23 protein-coding genes are annotated in these 19,558 nt (G+C 71.3%); 6 read left to right on the top strand and 17 right to left on the bottom strand.

What is annotated here, in order from left to right; all coding sequences use genetic code 11:
- Positions 1-31: 31 nt before the first annotated feature.
- Positions 32-643 carry a TIGR02234 family membrane protein gene (locus ACPCHZ_RS23815; RefSeq protein ID WP_423487002.1) on the bottom strand — a complete coding sequence of 204 codons (612 nt, stop codon included), beginning with the start codon at positions 641-643 and terminating at the stop codon, positions 32-34.
- Complete coding sequence (locus ACPCHZ_RS23810; RefSeq protein ID WP_423487001.1) at positions 640-2,175, bottom strand: anthranilate synthase component I; 1,536 nt, start codon at positions 2,173-2,175, stop codon at positions 640-642. Before ACPCHZ_RS23810 ends, ACPCHZ_RS23815 begins: the two co-directional genes overlap by 4 nt.
- Before the next feature lie 61 nt (positions 2,176-2,236).
- Here ACPCHZ_RS23810 and ACPCHZ_RS23805 point away from each other — a divergent pair, with 61 nt between their 5' ends.
- Together ACPCHZ_RS23805 and ACPCHZ_RS23800 are read left to right on the top strand one after the other, a co-directional pair.
- The gene (locus tag ACPCHZ_RS23805; protein WP_423487000.1) at positions 2,237-2,701 is read left to right on the top strand and encodes a peroxiredoxin; all 465 of its coding nucleotides are present in this window, start codon (positions 2,237-2,239) and stop codon (positions 2,699-2,701) included.
- A 15-nt stretch (positions 2,702-2,716) separates the two neighbouring features.
- The gene (locus tag ACPCHZ_RS23800; protein ID WP_423486999.1) at positions 2,717-3,511 is read left to right on the top strand and encodes an ABC transporter ATP-binding protein; all 795 of its coding nucleotides are present in this window, start codon (positions 2,717-2,719) and stop codon (positions 3,509-3,511) included.
- On the opposite strand, the gene ACPCHZ_RS23795 is transcribed toward ACPCHZ_RS23800, so the two are convergent.
- The 9 genes from ACPCHZ_RS23795 to hisD are packed head-to-tail and all read right to left on the bottom strand — an operon-like array spanning position 3,512 to position 10,943.
- Positions 3,512-4,498 carry an alpha/beta hydrolase gene (locus ACPCHZ_RS23795; RefSeq protein WP_423486998.1) on the bottom strand — a complete coding sequence of 329 codons (987 nt, stop codon included), beginning with the start codon at positions 4,496-4,498 and terminating at the stop codon, positions 3,512-3,514. It abuts the gene before it with no gap.
- Positions 4,495-4,863, bottom strand: a complete 369-nt coding sequence (gene hisI, locus ACPCHZ_RS23790) for a phosphoribosyl-AMP cyclohydrolase (RefSeq protein WP_423486997.1) — start codon at positions 4,861-4,863, stop codon at positions 4,495-4,497. The genes ACPCHZ_RS23795 and hisI overlap by 4 nt, the downstream gene beginning before the upstream one ends.
- Before the next feature lie 28 nt (positions 4,864-4,891).
- Positions 4,892-5,677 (bottom strand): imidazole glycerol phosphate synthase subunit HisF, encoded by a 786-nt coding sequence (gene hisF, locus ACPCHZ_RS23785; RefSeq protein ID WP_364980046.1) that lies wholly within the window; start codon positions 5,675-5,677, stop codon positions 4,892-4,894.
- Positions 5,674-6,492, bottom strand: a complete 819-nt coding sequence (locus ACPCHZ_RS23780; protein ID WP_364980043.1) for an inositol monophosphatase family protein — start codon at positions 6,490-6,492, stop codon at positions 5,674-5,676. The genes hisF and ACPCHZ_RS23780 overlap by 4 nt, the downstream gene beginning before the upstream one ends.
- A 6-nt stretch (positions 6,493-6,498) precedes the next feature.
- On the bottom strand, positions 6,499-7,245 hold the full coding sequence (gene priA / locus ACPCHZ_RS23775; protein ID WP_364980040.1) for a bifunctional 1-(5-phosphoribosyl)-5-((5-phosphoribosylamino)methylideneamino)imidazole-4-carboxamide isomerase/phosphoribosylanthranilate isomerase PriA: 747 nt from the start codon (positions 7,243-7,245) through the stop codon (positions 6,499-6,501).
- An 11-nt stretch (positions 7,246-7,256) separates the two neighbouring features.
- Positions 7,257-7,877 (bottom strand): imidazole glycerol phosphate synthase subunit HisH, encoded by a 621-nt coding sequence (gene hisH, locus ACPCHZ_RS23770; RefSeq protein ID WP_423486996.1) that lies wholly within the window; start codon positions 7,875-7,877, stop codon positions 7,257-7,259.
- A complete protein-coding gene (gene hisB / locus ACPCHZ_RS23765; protein ID WP_423486995.1) occupies positions 7,874-8,500 on the bottom strand; it encodes an imidazoleglycerol-phosphate dehydratase HisB in 627 nt (208 codons plus the stop codon). Before hisB ends, hisH begins: the two co-directional genes overlap by 4 nt.
- Positions 8,497-9,630 (bottom strand): histidinol-phosphate transaminase, encoded by a 1,134-nt coding sequence (locus tag ACPCHZ_RS23760; RefSeq protein ID WP_423486994.1) that lies wholly within the window; start codon positions 9,628-9,630, stop codon positions 8,497-8,499. Before ACPCHZ_RS23760 ends, hisB begins: the two co-directional genes overlap by 4 nt.
- Positions 9,627-10,943 carry a histidinol dehydrogenase gene (gene hisD, locus ACPCHZ_RS23755; RefSeq protein WP_423487109.1) on the bottom strand — a complete coding sequence of 439 codons (1,317 nt, stop codon included), beginning with the start codon at positions 10,941-10,943 and terminating at the stop codon, positions 9,627-9,629. Before hisD ends, ACPCHZ_RS23760 begins: the two co-directional genes overlap by 4 nt.
- 92 nt (positions 10,944-11,035) lie before the next feature.
- On the opposite strand from hisD, the gene ACPCHZ_RS23750 reads away from it, so the two are divergent.
- Together ACPCHZ_RS23750 and ACPCHZ_RS23745 are read left to right on the top strand one after the other, a co-directional pair.
- Positions 11,036-11,419: a nitroreductase family deazaflavin-dependent oxidoreductase gene (locus tag ACPCHZ_RS23750; protein ID WP_423486993.1), complete on the top strand. Its 384-nt coding sequence runs from the start codon at positions 11,036-11,038 to the stop codon at positions 11,417-11,419.
- A 12-nt stretch (positions 11,420-11,431) separates the two neighbouring features.
- On the top strand, positions 11,432-12,073 hold the full coding sequence (locus tag ACPCHZ_RS23745; RefSeq protein ID WP_423486992.1) for a LysE family transporter: 642 nt from the start codon (positions 11,432-11,434) through the stop codon (positions 12,071-12,073).
- Between the two features lie 6 nt (positions 12,074-12,079).
- On the opposite strand, the gene nadC is transcribed toward ACPCHZ_RS23745, so the two are convergent.
- Genes nadC through nadA form a run of 3 tightly spaced genes read right to left on the bottom strand, consistent with a single transcriptional unit; the run spans position 12,080 to position 15,572 of the window.
- The gene (gene nadC / locus ACPCHZ_RS23740) at positions 12,080-12,955 is read right to left on the bottom strand and encodes a carboxylating nicotinate-nucleotide diphosphorylase (protein ID WP_423486991.1); all 876 of its coding nucleotides are present in this window, start codon (positions 12,953-12,955) and stop codon (positions 12,080-12,082) included.
- Entirely contained in the window at positions 12,946-14,550 is a 1,605-nt protein-coding gene (locus tag ACPCHZ_RS23735; protein ID WP_423486990.1) for an L-aspartate oxidase, read from the bottom strand. Before ACPCHZ_RS23735 ends, nadC begins: the two co-directional genes overlap by 10 nt.
- Entirely contained in the window at positions 14,547-15,572 is a 1,026-nt protein-coding gene (nadA, locus tag ACPCHZ_RS23730; RefSeq protein ID WP_423486989.1) for a quinolinate synthase NadA, read from the bottom strand. The genes ACPCHZ_RS23735 and nadA overlap by 4 nt, the downstream gene beginning before the upstream one ends.
- A gap of 46 nt (positions 15,573-15,618) precedes the next feature.
- Here nadA and ACPCHZ_RS23725 point away from each other — a divergent pair, with 46 nt between their 5' ends.
- A complete protein-coding gene (locus tag ACPCHZ_RS23725; RefSeq protein WP_423486988.1) occupies positions 15,619-16,311 on the top strand; it encodes an NUDIX hydrolase in 693 nt (230 codons plus the stop codon).
- A gap of 42 nt (positions 16,312-16,353) precedes the next feature.
- Positions 16,354-17,706 carry a lipase family protein gene (locus ACPCHZ_RS23720; RefSeq protein ID WP_423486987.1) on the top strand — a complete coding sequence of 451 codons (1,353 nt, stop codon included), beginning with the start codon at positions 16,354-16,356 and terminating at the stop codon, positions 17,704-17,706.
- On the opposite strand, the gene ACPCHZ_RS23715 is transcribed toward ACPCHZ_RS23720, so the two are convergent.
- From ACPCHZ_RS23715 to bioB, 3 genes are read right to left on the bottom strand one after another with little or no spacing between them, the layout of a single operon-like run.
- Positions 17,642-18,310, bottom strand: a complete 669-nt coding sequence (locus ACPCHZ_RS23715; RefSeq protein ID WP_423486986.1) for a DUF2567 domain-containing protein — start codon at positions 18,308-18,310, stop codon at positions 17,642-17,644. The genes ACPCHZ_RS23720 and ACPCHZ_RS23715 overlap by 65 nt on opposite strands.
- Positions 18,307-18,534: a hypothetical protein gene (locus ACPCHZ_RS23710; RefSeq protein ID WP_364980007.1), complete on the bottom strand. Its 228-nt coding sequence runs from the start codon at positions 18,532-18,534 to the stop codon at positions 18,307-18,309. The genes ACPCHZ_RS23715 and ACPCHZ_RS23710 overlap by 4 nt, the downstream gene beginning before the upstream one ends.
- Before the next feature lie 11 nt (positions 18,535-18,545).
- Positions 18,546-19,541, bottom strand: a complete 996-nt coding sequence (gene bioB / locus ACPCHZ_RS23705; protein WP_423486985.1) for a biotin synthase BioB — start codon at positions 19,539-19,541, stop codon at positions 18,546-18,548.
- Between the last annotated feature and the right edge of the window lie 17 nt (positions 19,542-19,558).

Here is a 19,558-nt window from a genome sequence, read left to right as displayed (position 1 = left end):
CGAAGGGTAGTCGGCACCCCACGATCCGCTGTCACCGACCCTGGTTGTCGGGACCGGTCGGGTCGCGCCCCTCGTCGAGTGCGTCCCAGATCATCCGTTCCGACATCCCGCCGGGCCCCGACGCGCCCTCACCGTCCTCCTGGCGGGCGGCCGCTTCGCGTCGCGCGGCCGGTGCCGCGTACTTCCCCGGCGTCGCGCGTGCCCTGGCGGCCGAACGCATCAGCAACACCGCGCCGACCAGCGCGCACACCGCCGCCACCACGGTGATCACCGCCCCGGTGTGGTACCTCTGCGCTCCGGTGAGGTCGGCCACCGGCACCTCGGCCAGATCGGCGCCGCGCGGCCCCACGTCGCGCACCATCCACAGGCTGATGGCGAGGTAGGCCATGCCCGCGCTGGCCAGCGCCACCAGCAGGGCCAGCAGCCGCAGCGGCCAGCCCCGCACCGCCAGCGCGGCGACCGCCGCGGCCAGCACCAGCAGCGCCAACGGGATCAGCGCGGTCGACCAGGTCGCCCCGGTCAGCGCCGTCGTCCGGGGGTGGGTCAGCCCGTCGAAGGAGCTCACCTGCACCCACGTCATCCGCGATGCCAGCCAGAGCGCCGCCGCGGCGAGCACCAGGAGCAACTGCGCGACCCGGATCACGGCGCGGGCGATTCGGCCTCGGGTGCGGTCAACGTCTCCGCGGCGGCGATCGCGTTGAGCACCGCGCGGGCCTTGTTCGCCGCCTCCGTGTACTCGTAGGGGCCGTTGGAATCGGCCACGACTCCCCCGCCGGCCTGCACATACGCGGTGCCACCGCGGATCAGCGCCGTGCGGATGGCGATCGCGAAGTCGGCGTTGCCCGCGAAGTCGAGGTAGCCGAGCACGCCGCCGTACAGCCCGCGCCGGGTCTTTTCGACCTCCTCGATCAACTCCATCGCGCGCACCTTCGGAGCCCCCGACAGCGTGCCCGCCGGGAAGCATGCCGTCACCGCGTCCAAGGCGGTCCGGCCGTCGGCCAGGCGGCCCTTGACCGTCGAGACCAGGTGCATGACATGGCTGTACCGCTCGATGTGGCTGTAGTCCTCGACCCGCACGGTGCCCGGTTCGCAGACCCGGCCCAGGTCGTTGCGGCCCAGGTCGACCAGCATCAGGTGCTCGGCGCGCTCCTTCTCGTCGGCGAGCAGTTCCTTCTCCAGCAGCAGGTCGTCCTCCTCGGTGTCGCCGCGCCACCGGGTGCCTGCGATCGGGTGGGTGGTGACCTTGCGGTCCTTCACCGTGACCAGTGCCTCCGGGCTGGACCCGACGATCGAGAAGTCCAGGCCCCCCGTGTCGTCGGGGACGTTGAGCAGGTACATGTACGGGCTGGGGTTGCTCACCCGCAGCATCCGGTACACGTCGAGGGGATCGGCAGCGGTGTCCATCTCGAACCGCTGCGACGGCACCACCTGGAACGCCTCGCCGGCCTCGATGTCGCCGACCAGCTTGTCCACGATGGCCGTGTACTCCTCGACCGTCCGCTGCGCCCGATGGCTCGGGGCGGGCCGGGTGAACGTCGCCACCGTCGAGTGCAGTGGCTGACCCAGCGCCTCGGTCATCACGTCGAGCCGCGCCACCGCATCGTCGTAGGCCCAGTCCACCCGCTCGTCGGTGCCGTTCCAGTTGACCGCGTTGGCGATCAGCGTGATCGTGCCCTCGTGGTGATCCACCGCGGCGACGTCTGTCGCCAGCAGCAACAGCATGTCGGGCAGGCCGAGATCGTCGACGGCCAGTTCGGGCAGCCGCTCCAGCCGGCGCACCATGTCGTAGGCGAAGAAGCCGACCAGCCCGGACGACAACGGCGGCAGACCCGGCAACGCAGCAGTCTCCAACAGCGTCAACGTGTCTCGCAACGCCTGAAGCGGATCACCGCCGCGCGGTGCGTCCTGCGGCGTCACACCGAGCCAGACCGCCTCGCCGTCGCGAACCGTCAACGCCGACGGCGCACCCGCGCCGATGAACGACCAGCGCGACCACGAGCGACCGTTCTCGGCCGACTCCAGCAGGAACGTGCCCGGCCGGTTCGCGGCGAGTTTGCGGTACGCCGACAGCGGTGTCTCACTGTCGGCCAGGACCTTGCGCGTCACCGGCACCACGCGGTGTTCGGCGGCCAGCGCGCGGAAGTCCGCCCGTGAGGTCGTCACTGTCGTCTGCACGGGCCGATTCTCCCAGACCGGTCCGATCACACCGACAGTCAGTGCGCGTAGCGTGAGCGCCATGAAACGTGGTGACCAGGTCACAGAGTTCGAACTGCCCGACCAGACCGGCGCCGTGCGCAGCCTCACCAGTCTGCTCGCCGACGGTCCGGTGGTGCTGTTCTTCTACCCCGCCGCGTTGACACCGGGATGCACCAAGGAGGCCTGCCACTTCCGCGACCTCGGCGCCGAATTCGCCGCACTCGGCGCATCGCGGGTCGGTATCAGCACCGACGCCGTGGCCAAGCAGGCCAAGTTCGCCGACACTCAGCGCTTCGACTACCCGCTGCTTTCGGACGCCGACGGCGCCGTGGCCAGTCAGTTCGGCGTCAAGCGCGGCCTGCTGGGCAAGTTCATGCCCGTCAAGCGCACCACCTTCGTGATCGACGCCGACCGCACGGTGCTCGAGGTGATCTCGAGTGAGATCAACATGGACACCCACGCCGACAAGGCGCTGGAGGTGTTGCGCCAACGGCAGTCCGCCTGACGGGCGCACGCAGGCATGACTCCCGTTCTCGAGCTGGCCGACGTCACCTTCCGCCGCGACGGCAAGCAGATCATCGACGGCATCTCGCTGACCGTGCAGCCGGGTGAGCACTGGGCGCTGCTGGGTCCCAACGGCGCAGGAAAGAGCACCCTGCTCAACTTCTGCGCGGCGGAGACGTTCCCCAGTTCCGGCACGGTGCACGTGCTCGGCGAGCAGATGGGGCGCACCGAGCTGGCCCGGCTGCGCCAGTCGATCGGTCACGTCAATCCCCGCCACCGCCTGCAGTATCCGCTGACCGTCCGCGACGTCGTCCTCACCGGCATCACCGCCACCATCGACACGCCGAACCACTGGGCGCCCTCGCCCGGCGAGCAGCGCCGCGCCGACGCCCTGCTGGCGACGGTGGGGCTCACCCGGCTGGCGGACCACGTCTGGCCGACGCTGTCACAGGGTGAACGCGGGCGCACTCTCATTGCCCGCGCGCTGATCTCGGACCCGCGGCTGCTGCTGCTCGACGAACCGACCACCGGTCTGGACGTCGCGGCGCGCGAGCAACTGCTGGAGACCATCGACTCCCTCGGCGACGCTCACCCCGATGTGGCGTCGATCCTGGTGACCCACCACCTCGAGGAGCTGCCGACCACGACCACTCATGCGCTGCTGATCGCTGACGGCCGCACCGTCGCGTCCGGCCCGGCGCGCGACGTCGTCACCACCGACAACGTCACCGCGGCGTTCGACCACCCGGTGCGGGTGACCTACGACGACGGCCGCTGGACCGCCCGCGCCAAGGCCAGCCGCATCGTCTGATCAGAGGTACGTGCGCAGGTGGCCGACCATCGCGGCCTGGAAATCCCTCATCACCTCGGAGCGCCTGCCGAACAGTTCCGCCCCGTGATACATGCCCGGCACCGCGACCAGTTCGCACGGCACACCGCACGCCGTCAGCCGATCGGCGTAGTCGACGGATTCGTCGTACAACAGGTCCTGGTCTCCGACACCGATCCATGCGGGCGCCAGGCCGGTCAGATCCGTCCTGCGGGCCGCTGCCGAATACGGTGGCGCCGTCGAATGTGCGGGTTCGCGACCGAGATAGGCCTGCCAGCCGAACCGGCTGCCCGCCGCGGTCCACAGGAAACGCCCGCGTCCGCCGTTGTCCCGCAGGGTGACCCGGTCGTCGAGCATCGGGTAGACGAGCGCCTGCGCCCGCAGCGTGATGCCCTCGTCGAGACAGCGTTGGGCCACCGCGGCCGACAACCCGCCGCCTGCGCTCGGGCCCGCGACCGCGATCCGGTCGGCATCGATGCCCAATTGACCTGCGTGCGTACGCATCCAGGCCAGCGTCGCCATGCAGTCGTCCAGCGCCGCGGGGAACGGATGCTCGGGCGCCAACCGGTAGTCCGGCAGCACCACGACCGCGCCGAGCTCACGCACGAGCGGTCCGGCCAGCCCCAACTCGAACTGCGGTGAACCCACCACCAGCCCGCCGCTGTGGATCCACAGCACCGCAGGCCGCAACGGCTCCCGCTCGACCGGTTCGGCGACGAGCACCCGCAGCCGCACACCGTCCCCGGCGTCGTGTTCGGTCACCGAGACGCCGGGTCCCGGTGGCGTCCGCAGACGTGAAACGGCCCGAACGACCGGGAGGGTGCGTGCCGTCACGCCGGGGATGAACGGCAGCAACGGGCTGCGCAGCTCCGGCCGGACGGCGGCGAGGGCCTCCCTGGCCGACCACCACCGCCGCAACGCCGCACCCGCGACTGCTCCAGCCGCTACCCCGGCGGCGATCCCCCTCATGGCCGGGGAAGTTGCCCCGGGTCGGCGGGCGCCAGCAGCAGATCGGCGTCGAAGCAGGTGTGGGTGCCGGTGTGACAGGCCGCGCCGACCTGATCAACCTCCAGCAGCACGGTGTCGCCGTCGCAGTCCAGCCGCACCGAGTGCACGTACTGGGTGTGACCGGACGTCTCGCCCTTGACCCACTGCTGCTGGCGGGACCTCGAAAAGTACGTTCCCCGACGGGTTTCCAGCGTGTGCGCCAGCGCGGCGTCGTCCATCCACGCGACCATCAGCACCTCACCGGTGCCGCGTTGCTGCGCGACGGCGGTGAACAGCCCGTCGGCGTTGCGCTTCAGCCGCGCCGCGATGTCCGGATCGAGGCTCATCGCCGCCCTCGGCTCTTCGCGCAAGCGCTCATCGCACCGTGATCCCTTCCGCGGCCATCGCCGCCTTCACCTGGCCGATGGTCAGCTCACCGAAGTGAAACACGCTTGCCGCGAGCACGGCGTCGGCACCCGCCTCGACCGCAGGCGCGAAGTGCCCCAACGCACCAGCCCCGCCGCTGGCGATCACCGGTACCGTCACCGCGCCGCGCACCGCGCGCAGCATCGGCAGGTCGAATCCCGCCTTGGTGCCGTCGAAGTCCATCGAGTTCAGCAGGATCTCGCCGACACCGAGTTCCGCACCGCGGGCGGCCCACTCCACCGCATCGATCCCGGTGCCCCGCCGCCCACCGTGGGTGGTGACCTCCCAGCCCGACGGCGTCGGCTGCTCGCCCTGCGGCACGGTGCGCGCGTCCACCGACAGCACGATGCACTGCGATCCGAACTGACGGGCCAGTTCGGCCAGCAGCTCCGGGCGGGCGATCGCGGCGGTGTTCACCGACACCTTGTCCGCGCCCGCGCGCAGCAGCGAGTCCACATCGGCCACCGACCGCACGCCACCGCCGACGGTCAGCGGGATGAACACCTGCTCGGCGGTGCGCCGGACCACCTCCAGCATCGTGGTCCGGCCCGACGACGACGCTGTCACGTCGAGGAACGTCAGCTCGTCGGCGCCCTCGGCGTCGTAGACGGCCGCCAACTCGACGGGATCCCCTGCGTCGCGGAGGTTCTCGAAGTTCACCCCCTTGACCACGCGGCCGGCGTCGACATCGAGGCAGGGGATGATCCGTACCGCGAGCCCCGCGCCGGCCGTCACCGGTACCCCTGCGGGTCGCCCGCGGACTTCACGATGTCGAGGATCTCGCCGTGTACGCGGGGCAGCCCGGCGAGCGCCGAGCGCGAGCGCGGCGTCCACGGTGCTCCCTCGAGGTCGGTCACGACACCGCCGGCGGCGCGCACCAGCGCCACCCCCGCCGCGTGATCCCAGACGTGGTGGCCGAAACTGATGGAACCGCCCAGGATTCCGGCGGCGGTGTAAGCGAGGTCGACTCCGGTCGCGCCGTGCATGCGCATCCGGGAGCACTGCCGGCTCAGGCCTTCCAGCACCGCGATGCGGTAGCGGCCCGGGAAGCGGCCCTTGGAGTCGACGTTGAACGTGCCGGTGCCCACCACGCACTCGCCGAGCGCAGCGGCATCCAGCGGCTTCTGCGCCACACCGTTGGCGTACAACGGTTCACCGACCACGGCGGTGTACCGCTGCGAGGTGAACGGCAGCCAGGTCAGCCCGGCGACGGGCTCCCCGTCGCGCAGCAGGCCCAGCAGGATCGCCGATGTCGGCAGGCCCGCGGCGTAGTTGAAGGTGCCGTCGATCGGGTCGAGCACCCACACCAGCGGCGACTCGATGTCCGCGCCGCCGTACTCCTCGCCGTGCACACCGATACCGGTGGCGGACTCCAGTCTTTCGACCACCTGACGTTCGATGGCCAGGTCGACCTCGGTGGCGAAGTCGTTGCCCTTCTTCTGCACCGCGGAATCCGCGCCGTGGCCCGCCACGAACGGGACGGCCGCCTCGTCGAGGATGGCCGCAGCCTCCCTGACCAGACCCTGCAAGTCGGCCGCGCCGAGTGCCATCGAGTGTTACTCGCCCACTGCTGCCAGCGCCTGCGGCAACGTGAATCGCCCCGCGTACAGCGCCTTGCCGACGATCGCGCCCTCGACGCCGCGGCCGGTGAGGGTGGCGATCGCGCGCAGGTCGTCGAGACTGGAGACGCCGCCGGAGGCGATCACGGGTGCGTCGGTGCGCTCGGCGACGGCGCCGAGTAGATCGAGATTCGGTCCCGTGAGTGTGCCGTCCTTGGTCACGTCGGTGACCACGTAACGGGAGCAGCCCTCCCGGTCGAGCCGGTCGAGCACCTCCCACAGGTCACCGCCGTCGGTCTCCCAGCCGCGCCCGCGCAGCCGCTGCCGGCCGTCGTCGATGAGCACGTCAAGGCCGACGGCCACCTTGTCGCCGTGCTCGGCGATCGCCTGCGCGCACCACTGCGGGTTCTCCAGCGCGGCGGTGCCGATGTTGACCCGGGCGCACCCGGTGGCGAGCGCCGCGCGCAGCGACTCGTCGTCACGGATGCCGCCGGACAGCTCCACTGCGACGTCCAGGCGGCCGACCACGTCGGCGAGCAGTTCGCGGTTGGAGCCGCGGCCGAAGGCGGCGTCGAGGTCGACGAGGTGGATCCAGTCGGCGCCGTCGCGTTGCCAGCCCAGCGCGGCGTCGAGCGCCGAGCCGTATTCGGTTTCACTGCCCGCCTTGCCCTGTACCAGGCGCACGGCGCGGCCCTCGACCACGTCGACGGCGGGCAGCAGGATCAGCGGGGTGTCGGCAGGCACGGTCGGCAACCTTAGCTCAGCCCGCGGACCCAGTTGTCCAGCAGCGTCGCACCGGCGTCACCGCTTTTCTCCGGGTGGAACTGCGTCGCCGCAAGCACCCCGTCCTCGACGGCGGCGAGGAACGGGACGTGGTGGGTGGCCCACGTCAACTTCGCGGCGGGGTCGCCCTCCCACTGCTGCGCGGCGTAGGAGTGCACGAAATAGAACCGGGTGTCGGGGTCCAGTCCCGCGAACAACGTGGTGCCCGCAGGCGCGTCCACCGTGTTCCAGCCCATGTGTGGGGTCACCGGCGCGTCGAGGCGGACCACCGAACCCGGCCACTGCCCGCAGCCGGCGCTCTCCACGCCGAACTCGACACCGCGAGCGAACAGGATCTGCATGCCCACGCACACCCCGAGCACCGGCCGGCCCGCCGTCACCCGTTCGGCGATGATCTTCTCGCCGCCGATCTCGCGCAGCCCCACCATGCACGCCTCGTACGCACCGACTCCCGGCACCACGAGGCCGTCCGCGTTCAGGGCGGCGTCGGCGTCGGCGGTGACCTCCACCTCCGCGCCGGTGCGTTCCAGCGCGCGCTGAGCAGAGCGCAGATTGCCCGAGCCGTAGTCGAGCACGACGACTCTTGCTGTCACAGCGTGCCTTTCGTGGACGGGACGCCGGTCACCCTGGCGTCGTACTCCACGGCCTGGCGCAGTGCCCTGGCCACCGCCTTGTACTGCGCCTCGGTGATGTGGTGCGGGTCGCGGCCATAGAGCGTGCGGACGTGCAGGGCGATGCGCGCGTTGAACGCCAGTGACTCGAACACGTGCCGGTTGATGACGGTGTGGTACGGCGCGCTCGAGCCCGCGATCGTGAACTCCACCATGAACTCCGGCTCGCCGGTGTGCACGAAGTACGGCCGCCCCGACACGTCCACCGCGGCATGGGCGAGCGTCTCGTCCATCGGGATGAACGCGTCGCCGAACCGGCGGATGCCCTTCTTGTCGCCCAGTGCCTCACCGAGGGCCTGGCCGAGCACGATCGCGGTGTCCTCCACCGTGTGGTGCGCCTCGATGTCGACGTCGCCCGTGGCGTGCACGCTGAGGTCGAAGCTGGCGTGGCTGCCGAGCGCGGTCAGCATGTGGTCGAAGAACGGCACGCCGGTGGCGATGTCGACGATGCCGGTGCCGTCGAGGTCGAGTTCGACGACGATGTCGGACTCCTTGGTCTTGCGTTCGACCCGGGCGCGGCGGGTGCCGGCGAGGATGTCGGTCATGATGCTCCTAGGGGCTGGACCAGCTCGGCGGCGGCGAGTTCTGCGCTGGCCGCCAGCAGCGCGTCGTTCTCTTCGGCGAGACCCGTGGTGGCCCGCAGATACCCCGGGATGCCGACGTCGCGCACCAGGATGCCTTCGTCGAGGTAGCGCTGCCAGCTGGCCGGTGCGTCGGCGAACTCACCGAACAGCACGAAGTTCGCATCACTGGGGATGACGCGGAAACCCATGCCGGACAACGCTGCCGACACCCGGTCACGCTCGCTGATCAGCGTGGCCACGCTGGCCAGCGTGTCGTCGGCGTGCCGAAGGGCCGCCCGGGCGGCGGCCTGGGTGACCGACGACAGGTGGTAGGGCAGCCGCACCAGCAGCATCGCCTCGATGACGGCGGGGGCAGCGATCAGGTAGCCGAGCCGACCGCCCGCGAACGCGAAGGCCTTGCTCATCGTCCGGGTGACGACCAGCCGGGTCGGGTACTCCTCGATCAGCTGCACCGCGCTGGGCTGTGCGGAGAACTCGCCGTAGGCCTCGTCGAGGATCAGGATCCCGGCCGGCATCGCGTCGAGCAGCCTGCGCAGGTCGTCGAGCGGGACGCTCTGTCCCGACGGGTTGTTCGGGCTCGCCACGAACACGATGTCGGGCCTGCGCTCGGTGACCGCGGCCACCGCGACGGACACGTCGAGGCCGAAGTCGTCGGAGCGGGCGGCCTGCAGCCACGCGGTCTGGGTGCCGTCGGCGATGATCGGGTGCATCGAATAGGACGGCACGAATCCGATCGCGGTGCGGCCGGGGCCGCCGAACGCCTGCAGGAGCTGCTGCAGTATCTCGTTGGAACCGTTTGCCGCCCAGAGGTTCTCGACGCCCACCGGACAGCCGGTCTGCAGCCCCACGTAGTCGGCGAGGTCGGTGCGCAGTGCGACGGCGTCGCGGTCCGGGTAGCGGTGCAGGTCGGCGGCGGCCGCGGCCACCGACCGGGTGACGTCGTCGACCAGTGCCTTGCTCGGCGGGTGCGGGTTCTCGTTGGTGTTCAGCCGCACCGGCACCGCCAGTTGCGGCGCGCCGTAGGGCGACTTGCCCCTCAGGTCGTCGCGCAGCGGCAGGTCGGCCAGGCCGACGCGTTCTCCGACGGTCATCTCTCGAACCTCCGGCGCACCGCTTCGCCGTGGCCGGGCAGGTCCTCGGCGTTGGCCAGGGTGATGACGTATCCCGACACGTCCTTGAGCGCGGCCTCGGTGTAGTCGACCACGTGGATGCCGCGCAGGAACGTCTGCACCGACAGGCCGCTGGAGTGCCGCGCGCATCCCGCCGTGGGCAGCACATGGTTGGAGCCCGCGCAGTAGTCGCCGAGGCTGACCGGCGAATAGGGTCCGACGAAGATCGCCCCCGCCGACCGGACGCGCAGCGCCACCTCGCGAGAGTCGACGGTCTGGATCTCGAGATGCTCGGCCGCGTAGGCGTTCACGGTGCGCACGCCCGCGTCGAGGTCGTCGACCAGCACGACGGCCGACTGCCTGCCCGCCAGTGCCGTCGCGACCCGCTGCCGGTGCACGGTGGTCCGGAGTTGTTCGGCCAGTTCGCGTTCGGTCGCGTCGGCGAGCGCGACGCTGTCGGTGACCAGCACGCTGGCGGCCATCTCGTCGTGTTCGGCCTGACTGATCAGGTCGGCGGCGACGTGCACGGGGTCGGCGGTGTGGTCGGCCAGGATCGCGATCTCGGTCGGTCCGGCCTCGGCGTCGATGCCGACCTGCGAACGGCAGATGCGCTTCGCGGCGGTGACGTAGATGTTGCCTGGCCCGGTGATCATGTCGACCGCGGCGAGTTCGGCGCCGTCGGTGTCGGCGCCGCCGTAGGCCAGCAGCGCGACGGCCTGGGCCCCACCCACCGCCCACACCTCGTCGACGCCGAGCAGCACGGCGGCGGCGAGGATCGTCGGGTGCGGCAGCCCGCCGAACGCGGCCTGCGGCGGCGAGGCGATGACGAGGGACTCCACCCCGGCGATCTGCGCGGGCACGACGTTCATCACCACGCTGGACGGGTAGACCGCGTTGCCGCCGGGCACGTACAGCCCGACCCGCTCGACCGGGACCCAGCGCTCGGTGACCGTCGCCCCCGGCCCCAACGTGGTGGTGGTGTCGGTGCGGCGCTGGTCGGCGTGCACCGCGCGGGTGCGTTCGATCGCGACCTCGAGTGCGACCCGCACGTCGGCGGGCAGTGCCTCCAGTGCGGCGCCCAGTTCGGCGACCGGGACCCGCACGGCCGCGGGGCGGACGCCGTCGAACGTCTCCCCGTACTCCAGGGCGGCCTCGGCGCCGCGCTCGGCCACCGCGTCGACGATCGGACGGACCCTCGGCACCACGGATTCCACGTCGACGCCGCCACGTGGCAGCGCCGCCCGCAGCTGCGCCGCGGTCATGGTGCGGCCGCGCAGATCGGTACGGGCGATCACCGTTGCCGCGCTGGTGGCGACCTCGGAGCCGGTCGGCGATACATTCACATCGACCATTGTCCCAGAGCTGCACAAATCGATATGGAGGCGTCGTGGCAGACCTGCCCAGGATGTTCCCCGAGTGGCTGGACCGCATCCAGATCAAGTACATGAACCCGGTGATCAGGCCGCTCGCCGGCAGGCTGCCGGGCATCGCGAAGCTCACGCACCGCGGCAGGCGGAGTGGCCGCAGCTACCAGACCCCGGTCACGGCCTATCGCAGCGGCAGTGAAGTGGCGATCGTGCTCGGCCACGGCGAAACCGATTGGGTGCGCAACGTCATCGCCGCAGGCGAGGCCGACATCCAGCTGTTCCGTGACCGGGTGCACCTCCGCAATCCCCGCGTGGTGCCGCCCGGGTCAACGGTCGCGGCGCTGCCCGGATTCGCCCGGCGTCAGGCCAAGAATCTCGCGGTGTTCGTGGCGGACGTCACCTGACAGACTGCTGACATGGCTCTCCAGGTGTGGCTGACGTTCCTGGGCGCGGCGGTGCTGATCAGCGTCTCCCCGGGGGCGGGCGCCGTGCAGTGCATGGCGACCGGCCTCACCCACGGGGTCCGGCGCGGGTACTGGTCGATCGCCGGCCTCGAGGTCGGGCTGATGCTGCAGTTGGCGCTGGTCGCCGTCGGACTCGGCGCGGCGGTGGCCAATTCGATCCTGGCGTTCCACGTCATCAAGTGGATCGGCGTGGCCTATCTGCTCTACCTCGCGGTGCACCAGTGGCGCGCCGCCGCCGTGGATCTGCGCGCCCAGGTCGGCAGGACCGTCGACGGCGGCCGCGTCGCGCTGCTGGTTCGCGGCTTCCTCGTCAACGCCACCAACCCCAAGGGCCTGGTGTTCTTCCTCGCGGTGCTGCCGCAGTTCGTCATCCCCACCGCGCCGCTGCTGCCGCAGTACCTGGCGATCGGGGCGACGATGGTCGCAGTCGACCTCGTGGTCATGGGGCTCTACACCGGGCTGGCGGCCCGGCTGATCCGCTGGCTGCACACCCCGCGGCAGCAGACGATCCTCAACCGGGCGCTGTCCGGGTTGTTCGCCGCCGCCGCGGTGGTGCTGTCACTGGTCCGCCGCGGCGGACCCGCGACCGCCTGACGCACTTCAGACGTCCAGGCCGACGTCGAGCACCCGCACCGAGTGGGTGAGGGCGCCGACCGCCAGGTAGTCCACCCCGGTGCGGGCGTAGTCGGCCGCCGTGTCGAGGGTCAGCCCGCCCGAGGACTCCAGCCGGGTGGCCGGTGCGGCGTTGTTGCGGCGCTGCACGGCGATCTGGGTCTGCCAGACCGGGAAGTTGTCGAGCAGCACCAGCCCGTCGGCGCCCAGGCCTTCCGCCAACACGTCGTCGAGCTGTTCCAGCGAGTCGACCTCGACCTCGCACGGCAGGTCGGGCGCCGCGGCACGGACCTGTCGCAGCGCTGCCACCACCGAGCCGGCCGCCGCGACGTGGTTGTCCTTGATCAGCGCGGCGTCGCCGAGCCCCATCCGGTGGTTCTCCCCGCCACCGACCCGCACCGCGTACTTCTGCAGCGCCCGCAGGCCCGGCAGCGTCTTGCGGGTGTCGCGGATCCGGGCGTCGGTGCCGGACACCGCGTCCACCCATGCGGCGGTGGCGGTCGCGATCCCGGAGAGGTGGCAGACCAGGTTCAGCATGGTGCGCTCGGCGGTCAGCAGGCCGCGGGTGGGCCCCTCGACCGTGAGCAGCGCGTCTCCGGCGTCGAGCTGGGCGCCGTCCTGCACCCGTTGGGTGATCCGGTAGCCATCGCGGCCGATCACTTCGTCGAGCACGAGCACCGCGAGGTCGAGTCCGGCGGCCACGCCGTGTTCGCGGGTGACCATCGCCGCAGTGGTGGTGGCGTGCTCGGCGACCGTGGCCCGGGTGGTGACGTCCGGGCCGTACCGCAGGTCCTCGTCGAGCGCCCGGGCGACAATGTCGCGGGCCTCGCGCAGTTCCGCCTCGCTCAGCGTCGTCAGCAGCATGCCGCGATCTCCTCCTGTGCGTGCACCCGGCCGTCGGCGTCGCGGGTGATGCCGATGCTGACGGCCTGCTGCGGGTCGGTGTCCGGGTGGTCGCCGCGGTGGTGACAGCCCCTGGACTCGGCGCGATGCATGGCGGCCACCGCCACCGCCCGCGCGGTCAGCGTGAGTGCCGCATCCTCGGCGTCGGCGCGCCCGCGGATCCGCCGTACCGGCGCGTCGTCGAGCCTGTCGAGCAGGTGCCGCAGACCCGCCGCGTCACGGACCACCGAGGCGTTCGCGCTCATCGCGGCCTGCAGATCGGCGCGAGCGACCGCGAGAACCGGGGCCCGGTCGGTGACCTCGGCGCGCGGGGCACCGGACGCCGCTGCGTGCCCGGCGGCCGCACGGCCCGCGCGGCCGCCCACCACCAGGCCTTCGAGCAGGCTGTTCGACGCCAGCCGGTTCGCGCCGTGCATGCCGGTGCGGGCCACCTCGCCTGCCGCGAACAGACCGGGCAGCGAGGTGCGGCCCGCGACGTCGGTGACCACGCCGCCACAGCTGTAGTGCGCGCCCGGAACCACCGGAATGGGCTCGCGGGCGGGGTCGACGCCGGCCTCGCGGCACGCCGCGGTGACCGTGGGGAACCTGCGCTCGAAGTCGTCGATGCGCCGGGCGTCCAGGAACACGCATGGGTCACCGGTTCGGCGCAGCCGGTCGTCGATGGCCGCGGCGACCACGTCGCGCGGCGCGAGATCCCCCATCGGGTGCAACCCGGCCGTCACCGGAGCGCCTCGCCCGTCGACCAGGTTCGCGCCCTCACCACGGATCGCCTCGGTGACCAGCGGGCGGCGGCCGCCGCCGGGCCCGCTGTACAGCATGGTCGGGTGGAACTGGATGAACTCGACGTCGCTCACCGCGACGCCCGCCTCCAGCGCCAGTGCGACGCCGTCACCGGTGGACCCCTCCGGATTGGTGGTGGCGGAGTAGAGCTGGCCGAGTCCGCCCGTCGCCAGGATGACCGTGGGAGCGTGCACCACCCCGAGGCCGTCGGCGTTGAGCACCAGCAGGCCGGTCACCGCGGCGCCGTCGTGCAGCACCTGCAGCGCGACGTGGTCACGGCGGATGTCGAGGCGGGCCGCCGCCCGGTCGAGCGCCCGCTGCACCTCGGCGCCGGTGGCGTCGCCGCCCGCGTGGATGATGCGCCGCCGGGTGTGCCCGCCCTCGCGGGTCAACGCCCAACGCCCGCTTGCACTTTCGTCGAAGCGGGCGCCGTCGTCGACCAGGTCGGCGACGGCACGGTAGCCGTCGGCGACGATCGACCGGACCACGTCCGCATCACACAGCCCGCCACCTGCGGCCAGCGTGTCGGCGACGTGCGCGGTCACCGAGTCGTCGGTGTCGGCCAGGCCGTCCGGCAGCACCACCGCGATGCCACCCTGGGCGTAGAAGGTGGCCGTCACCCCCTCGGACTCCGAGGCCTTGCTGAGCACGAGCACCCGGCTGCCGCGGCGCTGCGCGGTGAGCGCGGCGACGAGTCCCGCCACCCCGGTGCCGACCACCACGACGTCGGCGCGGACCTGCCACATGCCGCCGCCGCACGCGGCCTGCCGCGTCATTCCCCGCCGCCGGGCTGACCGATCTCGATCATCCGCTGAACGCTGCGCCGGGCCAGCCGGGCGGTCTCGGGGTCGACGTCGACGACATCGGTGCCGTGGGTCAGGCTGCGCAGCAGCGCACCGGCGGTGATCATCTTCATGTACTTGCACGCCGCCCGGTCGTTGACGGCCTGGAAGTCGATCTCCGGTGCGGCGCGGCGCAACTGGTGCAACATGCCGACCTCGGTGGCCACCAGCACCTGACGTGCCTTGGACTCGCGAGCGGCGTCGAGCATCCCGCCGGTGGACAGGATCTTCACCCGGTCGGCGGGGAACGAACCCTCACCGGCCAGATAGAGAGCCGATGTGGCGCAACCGCATTCGGGATGAACGAACAGCTCGGCATCGGGGTGGGTGCGGGCCTGCTCGGCCAGCTCGTCACCGTTGATGCCGGCGTGCACGTGGCACTCGCCCGCCCACACGTGCAGGTTCGTCCTGCCCGTGACGCGCCGGACGTGGGCACCCAGGAACTGGTCCGGCAGGAACAGCACCTCGCGGTCCTCCGGAATGGAGGCCACCACCTCGACGGCGTTGGACGAGGTGCAGCAGATATCGGTCAGCGCCTTCACCGCGGCGGTGGTGTTGACGTAGGACACCACCACGGCGTCGGGGTGTTCGGCCTTCCACTCCCGCAGATCGTCGGCGGTGATGGAATCCGCCAGCGAGCAGCCCGCCCGCTGGTCCGGGATGAGCACCGTCTTCTGCGGCGAGAGGATCTTGGCGGTCTCGGCCATGAAGTGCACGCCGCAGAACACGATCGTGTCCTCGGGCGCCTCCGCGGCGATCCGCGACAGCGCGAGTGAGTCGCCGACGTGGTCGGCGACGTCCTGGATCTCGGGCAGCTGGTAGTTGTGCGCCAGCACGGTGGCGCCGCGCTGCCGTGCCAGCCGCCGGATCTCGGCCGCCCACTCCTCCGTGGGCGCGACGTCGTCTGCCAAGCTTCCGGAGTGGTCTCCTGCGAACGTCCGGTCCAGAACCGTCACGGTCGCCTCCTTCGATCGGTGAGGTTTTCGACTTATGATCGAAAACATGCCCAATCGTAGCACTGCCCACGAGGTTCTCGCCGTCGTGTTCCAGGTTCGCGGGCTCGACACCCGGAAACCCGCCCTTCACGTGCTGTTATGGCAGCGAGCGCTGGCTCCCGAACGCGGCAGGTGGTCATTGCCGGGCGGACGGCTCGGTGACGACGAGGACCTGATCAGCTCGGTGCGGCGCCAGCTCGCCGAAAAGGTCGACCTGCGTGAACTCGCTCACCTCGAGCAGCTGGCAGTGTTCTCCGACCCGGCCCGGGTGCCGGGGCCGCGCACGATCGCCTCCACCTTCCTCGGGCTGGTGCCCTCCCCCGCCACGCCGGCCCTGCCCGCCGACACCCGCTGGCACCCGGTCAGTGCGCTGCCGGAGATGGCGTTCGACCACGAACCGATGGTGCAGCACGCCCATGCCCGGCTGGCGGCCAAACTCTCCTACACCAACATCGGATTCGCGTTGTCTCCCAAGGAATTCGCGCTGTCCACACTGCGCGACATCTACGGCGCCGCACTCGGCTACCAGGTCGACGCCACCAATCTGCAGCGGGTGCTGGAACGCCGCCAGGTGATCAGCCGGACGGGCACCACCGCGCGCTCGGGTAAGAGCGGCGGCCGGCCGCCCGCGCTGTTCCGGTTCGCCGAGTCGCGCTACCGCGTCACCGACGAGTTCGCCGCATTGCGGCCGCCAGGGTGAGTCGACTGGCTTCTTAACGACCTCTTAAGGGATAGTGGCCGGATGGACTTGGGCAATGTGGCACGGGACACCGGCGCCGAGTGGATCGGCCAGCCACTGCACGAGGACGTCGTGCCCAGGACCCGGCCGGTCCTGCCGAACAGGGATCCCTTCTACCAGCCGCCGTCGGGTTTCGAACACGCCCGGCCCGGCACCGTGCTGCGCTCGCGCGACGTCGAGCTGGCGTTTCTCGGCCTGGTCCCGCAGAAGTTCACCGCGACCCAGCTGCTGTACCGCACCACCGACCTGCACGGCGCCCCGTCGGCGTCGGTGACCACGGTGGTGGTGCCCACCGAGCGCACCTCGGAGAAGCCCTGCCCGATCGTGTCCTACCAGTGCGCCATCGACGCGGTGGCAGCGCGCTGCTTCCCGTCCTACGCGCTGCGCCGCGGCGCCAGGGCCGTCGGCGCGCTCGCGCAGTTCGAGTTCCTGCTGGTCGCCGCGGCGCTCGCGGAGGGCTGGGCGGTCTCGGTACCCGACCACGAGGGCATCAACGGCATCTGGGGCGCCCCCTACGAGCCTGGCTACCACATCCTCGACGGCGTGCGGGCCGCCCAGAACTGCGAGCGTCTCAACCTCTCGGCGAACGCGCCGGTGGGGCTGTGGGGATACTCCGGCGGCGGGCTCGCCACCGCATGGGCGGCCGAGGTGTGCGCCGAGTACGCGCCCGAACTCGACGTCGTCGGCGCGGTCCTCGGGTCACCGGTCGCCGACCTCGGCCACGCTTTCCGCCGGCTGAACGGCAGCTTCTACTCCGGGCTGCCCGCGATGGTGGTGGCCGCGCTGACCCACATCTACCCCGAACTCGACGAGGTGATCCAGGAGCACGCCACCGAAGAGGGCAAGGCGATGCTGCTGCGCATCGAGAAGATGACGACCGCCCACGCGGTGCTGCGCTGGATCGGCATGGACATGGGCGACTTCGTCGACGCGCCGCTCGAGCAGATCCTGCAGACGCCGCAGGTGCAGGGCGTGTTCGACCGCATCAAGCTCGGCACCGCCGTGCCCACCCCGCCGGTGCTGATCGTGCAGGCCGTGCACGACCGGATCGTGTCGGTCGACGACATCGACGAGCTGACCGAGACGTACTGCAGCGGCGGCGCCAACGTCACCTACCACCGCGACATGTTCAGCGAGCACATGCTGCTGCACCCGATGTCGGCGCCGATGACGCTGCGCTGGCTGCGCGACCGGTTCGCCGGCCGGCCGCTGCGCGCGCACCTGACGCGGACCAAGTGGCCGACCATGCTGAACCCGTCGACCTACCGCGGCATGCTGCGACTCGGTGTGATCAGTGCGAAGGTGATCGCGGGCCGACGGGTCGAGCGTCGTCCGCTGTCCCAGTTCGATCAGTAGTCGGTCGATCAGTAGTCGGCTGCCAGCCATCCTGCGGCGGCCATCCGCCCAGGTCGTCACGCGCGGTGGACACCGCCAGCAGCGCGTACACCAGCGCCGCGACGGCCGCCGGGAACAGGATCGTCACCAACACCTGCAGCGGCGAGTGACCGAAGAACACCGCGGGCGCCTCGGTGACGTAGTGCACCCGGTGCTCGGGCGAGACCGGGGCGGCGGCGACGTCGACCGAGCCGTAGCGCAGCCGAGCGATCCCGGCGCCGACACCCGCGGCCACCGCGGCGGCGCCACCACATCCCACGCTGAGGGCGGCGACCAGCACGGGCCCGCGGTGTGCCCGCCACTGCCAGAGCAGGACCGCGGCCACGACCGCGACCACCAGCAGCATGCCGACGAGCAGGGCGCCGGAGGTGAAGAAGTGGTCGGCCTCGTCGCCGAGGAACGCCTTGACGCGCTCGCCTTGGCGGCTGAGCACCACCACGCCCTGCACCGGCGGCGCGAGGAGCGCCCACAACGCCCCCACCAGGGCGCCCGTGGCGACGAGCCCGCCGACCACCAGCAGCACCGCGCGCCGGCGGCCGGCGTCGAGCGGCAACGGCGCGCTCACCGCTGCGATTCCAGATCGTGGGAGTCGACCAGGCCGTGCCGCGAGCACTTCGCCCACCACCCGTCGGGCCGCACCTGCACGATCATCCGGCGTCCGCAGCCGGCACAGAATCGGGGCGGCTCGAGTCCCAGCTGGGCCGCCGTCGGCACGACGCTGCCCGCGGGCCCGCCGGTGTAGACGTTGTAGACACCCGCGCTCACCGGCGCAGGCAGTTCGTGGGTCATCACCTACGGTTCTACAGGGTCGCGTTGAGAGCCTTGATCGGCATCTGCAGATCCTCGAGCAGCTCGAGGTCGGATTCGGCGGGCCGGCCCAGCGTGGTCAGGTAGTTGCCGACGATCACGGCGTTGATGCCGCCCAGGATGCCCTGCTTGGCCCCCAGGTCGCCGAGCGTGATCTCGCGGCCGCCGGCGAAGCGCAGCATGGTCCGCGGCAGCGCCAGCCGGAACGCCGCGACCGCCTTGAGTGCCTCCGACGCGGGCAGCACATCGAGATCGCCGAACGGCGTGCCGGGACGCGGGTTCAGGAAGTTCAGCGGCACCTCGTGCGGGTCCAGCTCGGCCAGGTTGGCGGCGAACTCCGCGCGCTGCTCCAGCGACTCCCCCATGCCGAGGATGCCACCGCAGCACACCTCCATGCCGGCCTCGCGGACCATCCGCAGCGTGTCCCAGCGTTCCTCCCACGAGTGGGTGGTGACGACGTTGGTGAAGAACGACCGCGCGGTCTCCAGGTTGTGGTTGTAGCGGTGCACGCCCATCGCCGCCAGCCGCTCGACCTGCTCTTCGGTCAGCATGCCCAGCGAGCACGCGATCTGGATGTCGACCTCGTTGCGGATGGCCTCGATGCCCGCGGCGACCTGCGCCAGCAGCCGCTCGTCCGGGCCGCGCACCGCCGCCACGATGCAGAACTCCGTCGCGCCGGTCTTGGCGGTCTGCTTGGCGGCCTCGACCAGGCTGGGGATGTCCAGCCAGGCGCTGCGCACCGGCGAGGCGAACAGCCCGGACTGCGAACAGAAGTGGCAGTCCTCGGGGCAGCCGCCCGTCTTGAGGCTGATGATGCCCTCGACCTCGACGTCGGGTCCGCACCACTTCATCCGCACGTCATGGGCAAGCGCGAGGAGGTCGTCCAGGCGATCGTCGCCCAGCTGCAGCACCTGCAGCGTCTGGTCCTGCTCGAGGCCCTCGCCGCGTTCGAGCACCTGCTCGCGTGCCACTGCCAGAATGTCGCTCACCCGTACTCCTCACGTCT

The sequence above is a fragment of the Mycobacterium sp. NPDC050041 genome (genome assembly GCF_049541695.1).
Lineage (GTDB): Bacteria > Actinomycetota > Actinomycetes > Mycobacteriales > Mycobacteriaceae > Mycobacterium.
This window is presented reverse-complemented; position numbering and strand designations above follow the sequence as displayed.

Coding starts and splice junctions, on each gene's coding strand:
- hisB (WP_423486995.1), bottom strand. CDS start 8,500: ATGACCGACATCCTCGCCGGCACCCGCCGCGCCCGGGTCGAACGCAAG.
- ACPCHZ_RS23745 (WP_423486992.1), top strand. CDS start 11,432: ATGGCTCTCCAGGTGTGGCTGACGTTCCTGGGCGCGGCGGTGCTGATC.
- hisI (WP_423486997.1), bottom strand. CDS start 4,863: ATGAGCCTCGATCCGGACATCGCGGCGCGGCTGAAGCGCAACGCCGAC.
- ACPCHZ_RS23800 (WP_423486999.1), top strand. CDS start 2,717: ATGACTCCCGTTCTCGAGCTGGCCGACGTCACCTTCCGCCGCGACGGC.
- ACPCHZ_RS23735 (WP_423486990.1), bottom strand. CDS start 14,550: ATGACGCGGCAGGCCGCGTGCGGCGGCGGCATGTGGCAGGTCCGCGCC.
- ACPCHZ_RS23805 (WP_423487000.1), top strand. CDS start 2,237: ATGAAACGTGGTGACCAGGTCACAGAGTTCGAACTGCCCGACCAGACC.
- ACPCHZ_RS23725 (WP_423486988.1), top strand. CDS start 15,619: ATGCCCAATCGTAGCACTGCCCACGAGGTTCTCGCCGTCGTGTTCCAG.
- ACPCHZ_RS23780 (WP_364980043.1), bottom strand. CDS start 6,492: ATGGCACTCGGCGCGGCCGACTTGCAGGGTCTGGTCAGGGAGGCTGCG.
- ACPCHZ_RS23760 (WP_423486994.1), bottom strand. CDS start 9,630: ATGACCGTCGGAGAACGCGTCGGCCTGGCCGACCTGCCGCTGCGCGAC.
- ACPCHZ_RS23795 (WP_423486998.1), bottom strand. CDS start 4,498: ATGAGGGGGATCGCCGCCGGGGTAGCGGCTGGAGCAGTCGCGGGTGCG.
- nadC (WP_423486991.1), bottom strand. CDS start 12,955: ATGCTGCTGACGACGCTGAGCGAGGCGGAACTGCGCGAGGCCCGCGAC.
- ACPCHZ_RS23720 (WP_423486987.1), top strand. CDS start 16,354: ATGGACTTGGGCAATGTGGCACGGGACACCGGCGCCGAGTGGATCGGC.
- ACPCHZ_RS23710 (WP_364980007.1), bottom strand. CDS start 18,534: ATGACCCACGAACTGCCTGCGCCGGTGAGCGCGGGTGTCTACAACGTC.